This is a genomic window from Xanthomonas sp. SHU 308, from assembly GCF_000364645.1.
Lineage (GTDB): Bacteria > Pseudomonadota > Gammaproteobacteria > Xanthomonadales > Xanthomonadaceae > Xanthomonas_A > Xanthomonas_A sontii.
This window is the reverse complement of record NZ_AQOK01000591.1, coordinates 1-1,018: the sequence shown is the minus strand read 5'-3', so window position 1 is coordinate 1,018 and position 1,018 is coordinate 1. Positions and strand designations below refer to the sequence as shown.

Below are 1,018 nucleotides of genomic sequence, written 5' to 3'. Positions count from 1 at the left end.
CCACGTCGATGTCGCCGGCGTCGTGCTGCGCGGACATGTGCTGCATCTGCGCGATCAGCCCCTGCATGTTGCGGCGCACCTGCTCGATGATCTCGTTGATGAAGACCTTCTTGCCCGGGAACGTCTCCAGCGGCGCATCGAAATTGCCGCGGCCGAACTCGGCCACGCAGGCCAGCGCCTTCTTCTTGGTGGCGATGTGGTCGCCGACCATGCGGTTGATGCCGTCGGCCATGCTGCGGAAGTCGCCTTCGAAACGGTGGCTCTCGATCACCACGTCGATGTCGCCGGCGTCGTGCTGCGCGGACATGCGCACGATCTCGTCATTGATCTGGCGCACCCCGGTCTGCACCTGGCGCAGCGCCAGCAGCACCTCGCAGGCCTGGTCGTTGCGGATGGTCGGCATCACCACCTCGAAATTGCCGGTGGCGAAGCGCGCCAGGGTGGTGGTGGCGATCCGCAGCGAGCGGGTGATGGCGTGGACGGTGTAGGCCAGCACCGCGGCGGCCAGCACCGTGGCGCCGATGCCCAGCGCCAGGGTTTGCCCGGGGCTCAAGCCGAGGGCGAACCCGCACACGGCGGCGGCCAATGGCAGCACGATGGCGATGGCCGAGCCGCTCCACAGCTTGGATGACAGCGAAAGGGAGTTGGACATGCCGTGGTACCTGTGCGGGATAGAGAGGCACCGGCCTGCCGGGCCGGTGCGGAGATGGATCAGAACGAGACGAACGCGGCTTCTTCCAGGCGTGCGGCCTGCGCCGTGGCGGCAGGCCCGCCGAAGCTGCGCGCGCGTGGCCCGCGTTGCATCGGCGTCGGCAGCCGCCGCGGCTGCGGGGCCGGTGCCGGGGCGGGCGTGGCGCCGGTGGTGAAGAAGCTCATGAGCGTTTGCAACTGTTCGGCCTGGCTGCTTACTTCTTCGGCCGTGGCGGCCAATTCTTCAGCGTTGGCAGCGGATTGCTGTGTTGTCTGGCTGAGCTGCACCACCGCGGTGTTGATCTGGCCGACGCCGGAGCTCTGCTCT

2 pseudogenes are annotated in these 1,018 nt (G+C 68.1%); both read right to left on the bottom strand.

The annotated features are described in order from the left end of the window. Nucleotides 1–652: pseudogene (locus D588_RS0116965) on the bottom strand (methyl-accepting chemotaxis protein); the annotation flags it as partial. A gap of 59 nt (nt 653–711) precedes the next feature. Continuing rightward, nucleotides 712–1,018: pseudogene (locus D588_RS28745) on the bottom strand (methyl-accepting chemotaxis protein); the annotation flags it as partial.